Annotated in this window: 8 protein-coding genes; 5 read left to right on the top strand and 3 right to left on the bottom strand. The window is 69.6% G+C overall.

Annotated features, from left to right (window positions below; all coding sequences use genetic code 11):
• Positions 1-79: 79 nt before the first annotated feature.
• The gene (gene gpmA / locus L810_RS42340; protein ID WP_021164239.1) at positions 80-826 is read right to left on the bottom strand and encodes a 2,3-diphosphoglycerate-dependent phosphoglycerate mutase; all 747 of its coding nucleotides are present in this window, start codon (positions 824-826) and stop codon (positions 80-82) included.
• A gap of 136 nt (positions 827-962) precedes the next feature.
• Here gpmA and L810_RS42335 point away from each other — a divergent pair, with 136 nt between their 5' ends.
• From L810_RS42335 to L810_RS42315, 5 genes are all read left to right on the top strand, one after another.
• Entirely contained in the window at positions 963-1,385 is a 423-nt protein-coding gene (locus tag L810_RS42335; RefSeq protein ID WP_021164238.1) for a rhodanese-like domain-containing protein, read from the top strand.
• Positions 1,382-1,642, top strand: a complete 261-nt coding sequence (grxC, locus tag L810_RS42330) for a glutaredoxin 3 (protein ID WP_021164237.1) — start codon at positions 1,382-1,384, stop codon at positions 1,640-1,642. The genes L810_RS42335 and grxC overlap by 4 nt, the downstream gene beginning before the upstream one ends.
• Positions 1,643-1,749: 107 nt before the next feature.
• Positions 1,750-2,232: a protein-export chaperone SecB gene (gene secB / locus L810_RS42325; protein ID WP_011353285.1), complete on the top strand. Its 483-nt coding sequence runs from the start codon at positions 1,750-1,752 to the stop codon at positions 2,230-2,232.
• Between the two features lie 28 nt (positions 2,233-2,260).
• Complete coding sequence (locus L810_RS42320; RefSeq protein ID WP_027789057.1) at positions 2,261-3,259, top strand: NAD(P)H-dependent glycerol-3-phosphate dehydrogenase; 999 nt, start codon at positions 2,261-2,263, stop codon at positions 3,257-3,259.
• 95 nt (positions 3,260-3,354) lie between these two features.
• Complete coding sequence (locus L810_RS42315; RefSeq protein WP_021164235.1) at positions 3,355-3,879, top strand: O-acetyl-ADP-ribose deacetylase; 525 nt, start codon at positions 3,355-3,357, stop codon at positions 3,877-3,879.
• 34 nt (positions 3,880-3,913) lie between these two features.
• Here the strand turns inward: L810_RS42315 and trmL are convergent, their stop codons facing one another.
• Complete coding sequence (trmL, locus tag L810_RS42310) at positions 3,914-4,384, bottom strand: tRNA (uridine(34)/cytosine(34)/5-carboxymethylaminomethyluridine(34)-2'-O)-methyltransferase TrmL (RefSeq protein WP_021164234.1); 471 nt, start codon at positions 4,382-4,384, stop codon at positions 3,914-3,916.
• 105 nt (positions 4,385-4,489) lie between these two features.
• Positions 4,490-4,787 (bottom strand): ComF family protein (locus tag L810_RS42305; RefSeq protein WP_042978358.1); only part of this gene is annotated, 298 nt, incomplete at its 5' end.

The following is a 4,787-nucleotide window of genomic DNA, read 5'->3' as shown; positions in this document are numbered from 1 at the left end:
GCCGGGCCGGACGCCGCCCGCCCGGCCCGGCAGGCTCACCCGGCCGGCTCACCCGGCCGACTCGCCCGGCCGACGGGCGTCAGCCCGCCTTGCCCTGCTTCGCGACGGCGGCCTGCGCCTGCGCGATCGCGTCCTGATCGCCGAGGTAATAGTGCTTGATCGGCTTCAGGTTCTCGTCGAGTTCATACACGAGCGGCACGCCGTTCGGGATGTTCAGGCCGACGATGTCGCTGTCCGAGATGCCGTCGAGGTACTTGATCAGCGCGCGCAGCGAGTTGCCGTGCGCGGCGATCAGCACCTGCTTGCCGGCGCGGACTGCCGGGGCGATCGACTCGTTCCACAGCGGCAGCACGCGCGCGACCGTGTCCTTCAGGCACTCGGTGAGCGGCAACTGCTCGCGCGGCACCTTCGCGTAGCGCGGGTCGTTGAACGGCGCGCGTTCGTCGGTCGGCTCGAGCGCGGGCGGCGGCGTGTCGTAGCTGCGGCGCCACACGAGCACCTGGTCGTCGCCGAACTTCGCGGCCGTTTCCGCCTTGTTCAGGCCCGACAGCGCGCCGTAGTGGCGCTCGTTCAGGCGCCACGAGTGGACGACCGGCAGGTACATCAGGTCCATCCGGTCCTGCACGTGCCACAGCGTGCGGATCGCGCGCTTGAGTACCGACGTGTACGCGATGTCGAACGTGTAGCCGGCCTCCTTGAGCAATTCGCCGGCCTGGTAGGCCTCGTTGCGACCCTGTTCGGTCAGGTCGACGTCGACCCAGCCGGTGAAGCGGTTTTCCTTGTTCCACGTCGATTCGCCGTGGCGGATGAGAACGAGTTTGTACATGGATCTTGCGGTCGGTAGTGATAGGGAAGCGGGGCGCGTCGTACGGGACCCGACCGGGGCCCGCCATCGCGCAAGACGGTTATTTTATAATGGCGGGATTGTCCTCATCCGATTTCTCTTTTTCCGGCGGAATTCCGTGACGTTCTTTACCGATTACACCAACCTGGCCCTTATCGCGATCCTGGTGGTATCCGGCGGCCTGCTGGCCTGGCCCGCGCTGCGCCGCGGTCGCGGCGGCCTGTCGGCCGCAGAGGCGACGCAACTCATCAACCGCCGCAACGCGGTCGTGATCGACGTGCGCGCTGCGTCCGACTTCGCGGCCGGCCACCTGCCGTCGGCCCGTCAGGTCGCGGCGGGCGAGATCGGCGCGAAGATCGCGCAGGTCGCGAAGAACAAGAGCACGCCGGTGCTGCTCGTCTGCCAGAACGGCCAGCAGTCGCAGAAGGCGGCGCGCGAGGTCGAGGCGGCGGGCTACGCCGAGGTGCACGTGCTCGAGGGCGGCGTGGCTGCCTGGCAGCAGGCCGGGATGCCGGTCGTCAAACAAGGAGTGGCGAAGTGAACAAGGTTTTGATGTACAGCACGCAGGTGTGTCCGTATTGCATCCAGGCCGAGCGCCTGCTGAAGCTGCGCGGTGTCGAGCAGATCGAGAAGGTGCTGATCGACCGCGATCCGGCCCGCCGCGACGAAATGATGTCGCGCACGGGGCGCCGCACGGTGCCGCAGATCTATATCGGCGACACGCACGTCGGCGGCTACGACGATCTGTCGAAGCTCGACCGCGAAGGCGGGCTCGTTCCGCTTCTGCAAGCGGCCTGATTAGGGCAGAATGGCCGCCGGCCGCGCCGCGGCTTGGGCGCGCAGGATTCATCCGTGGCGGCCGGCGCGAAGCCGGGCCGCCCCGTCACCACTTTTAGGGAAACACCATGTCCGACGTCGAAAACCAACCGTTCTTCAACATCCAGCGCGTCTACCTGAAGGATATGTCGCTCGAGCAGCCGAATTCGCCGGCGATCTTCCTCGAGCAGGACATGCCGTCGGTTGAAGTCGAAGTCGACGTGAAGGCCGACCGCCTCGCGGAAAGCGTGTTCGAAGTCGTCGTGTCGGGCACCGTCACCGCGAAGGTGAAGGACAAGGTCGCGTTCCTGATCGAAGCGAAGCAGGCCGGCATTTTCGACATCCGCAACATTCCGGACGAACAGCTCGACCCGCTCGTCGGCATCGCGTGCCCGACGATCCTGTTCCCGTACCTGCGTTCGAACATCGCCGACGCGATCACGCGCGCGGGCTTCCCGCCGATCCACCTGGCGGAAATCAACTTCCAGGCGCTGTACGAACAGCGTCTCGCGCAGCTTCAGCAGCAGGCCGGTGCTGCAGCAGGCGCGCCGAACGGCACGACGCTGAACTGACGTTTTGCTCGGAGGACCGGTGCTGGGTATGAAAGTAGCCGTTCTCGGCGCCGGTGCCTGGGGCACCGCGCTCGCGGGCCATCTGGCCGCGCGGCACGATACGCTTCTGTGGGCGCGCGATGCCGCGCTCATCGCCGGGCTGCAGGCCCGGCACGAAAATTCCCGCTATCTGGACGGCATCGCGCTGCCTGACGCGTTGCGCTACGACGCCGATCTCGGCGCCGCGCTCGCGCACGGCGCCGCGGACGACGCTCTGTGCGTGATCGCCGCGCCGGTGGCCGGGCTGCGCACGCTGTGTCATGCGATGCGCGCTGCGGGCTGCGTGCCCGCGCACATCGTCTGGGTCTGCAAGGGCTTCGAGGCCGATACGCATCTGCTGCCGCACCAGGTGATCGCGGCCGAGCTGCCCGAACAGCACAGCAACGGCGTGCTGTCGGGGCCGAGCTTCGCACGCGAGGTCGGGCAGTCGCTGCCCGTCGCGCTGACGGTGGCGAGCACGTCCGCCGAATGCCGCGAGCGCACGCTCGCCGCGTTCCATCACGGCGCGATGCGGATCTATACGGGTGACGACGTGGTCGGCGTCGAGGTCGGCGGCGCGGTGAAGAACGTGCTCGCGATCGCGACCGGTATCGCCGACGGCCTTGGCCTCGGGCTGAACGCGCGTGCCGCGCTGATCACGCGCGGCCTCGCCGAAATGTCGCGGCTCGGCGTCGCGCTCGGCGGCCGTGCGGAAACCTTCACGGGACTGACCGGCCTCGGCGACCTGATCCTCACCGCGACGGGCGACCTGTCGCGCAACCGCACGGTCGGCCTGCAACTGGCGGCCGGCCGCACGCTGAACGACATCCTCGGCGCGCTCGGCCACGTGGCCGAAGGCGTGCGCTGTGCGCAGGCCGTGCTGGCCATCGCGCGGGCGCAGTCGATCGAAATGCCGATCACCGAAGCCGTGTGCGGCGTGCTGTTCGACGGCATCGCGCCGCGCGACGCCGTCAGCGGCCTGCTGCGGCGCGACGCGCGCGCTGAGTAGCGCGACCCGGCGCCGCCTGGCGCCGTGTTCGCCGCGGGCGCGCGGCGTCAAAGCGCGCTACGCTTGAACAGTCTCCGGCGTTCCGGGAGGTTGTCATGCTGCAGATCCATTCCACCACGCTCGATGCGCAGGTCGTCGACATCACGACGCTCGATGTCGACGCGATCGTCAACGCCGCGAACGGCTCGCTGCTCGGCGGGGGCGGCGTCGACGGCGCGATCCACCGCGCGGCCGGCCCCGGCCTGCTCGCCGAGTGCCGCACGCTCGGCGGCTGCGACACGGGCGACGCCAGGCTCACGCGCGGCCACGGGCTGCCGGCGCGTTACGTGATCCATGCGGTCGGGCCCGTGTGGCATGGCGGCGGGCGCGGCGAGGCCGACCTGCTCGCGTCGTGCTACCGCCGCGCGATCGAGCTGGCCGAGGAGGTCGCGGCGACGTCGATCGCGTTCCCGGCGATCAGCTGCGGAATCTATCGTTATCCGGCCGAAGAAGCCGTCGACATCGCCGTGGGCACCGTCGCCGAAATGCTGCCGCAGGCGCCGAACCTCGCTCGCGTGGTGTTCGCGTGCTTTTCCCCCGACATCTACGACCTGTACCGCGCGCGGCTCGCGCGGATGTGACGCTTTCCGCGGGGTGGGAGGCGCCGTCCCTGCGTCATGCACCGCCTTCGAAACCGGCCTGGCGCCACGCCTCGAACACGACCACCGCGACCGTGTTCGACAGGTTCAGGCTGCGGTTGTCCGGCCGCATCGGCAGGCGCACGCGCTGTTCGTTCGGGAAGCGCTCGAGCAGTTCGGCGGGCAGGCCGCGCGTCTCCGAGCCGAACACGAACCAGTCGCCCGGCAGGAACGCATGATCGTGGAAGCGGCCCGAGCCGCGTGTCGTGAACGCGAACATTCGCGCCGGATCGGGCGTTTCCGCCGCGATGAACGCGTCCCAGTCGCGGTGTACGCGCATCTGCGCATACTCGTGATAGTCGAGGCCCGCACGGCGCATCCGCGCGTCGTCGAGCGGGAAGCCGAGCGGCTCGATCAGGTGCAGGCGCGCGCCCGTGTTGGCGCACAGGCGGATCACGTTGCCGGTGTTCGGCGGGATTTCGGGGGCGACGAGGACGACGTTGAACATGTTTCGATTTCGCTGGGCCGGCCGGGGCGGCGCTACGCGCGCGTTCCCGGCCGGCCGGTTCGTGACGGCCGCCGCCGTGTCCGGTCGGTCGGCCTCTCTATCTAATTAATCCCTGGCGGTGCGCAGCGCAACCAGATTCGTCACGCGTGCGGCGCCCGCCGCCTTCAGTGCGTGCGCGGCGGCCGCGAGCGTCGCGCCGGACGTCATCACGTCGTCGACGAGCGCAACGTGGCGGCCGGCGACGCCGCCCGCCACCGCGAATGCCGCGATCACGTTGTCGCGCCGTGCGTGCCGGTCGAGCCGCGACTGCGGCGCGGTGTCGGCGACGCGTGCGAGCAGCGCCGCATCCGCGCGCACGCCGAGCCGCCGCGCGAGTGGGCGCGCGATCGCCCACGCCTGGTTG

Source organism: Burkholderia sp. AU4i, assembly GCF_000466765.1.
Classification (GTDB): domain Bacteria; phylum Pseudomonadota; class Gammaproteobacteria; order Burkholderiales; family Burkholderiaceae; genus Burkholderia; species Burkholderia cepacia.
This window is presented reverse-complemented; position numbering and strand designations above follow the sequence as displayed.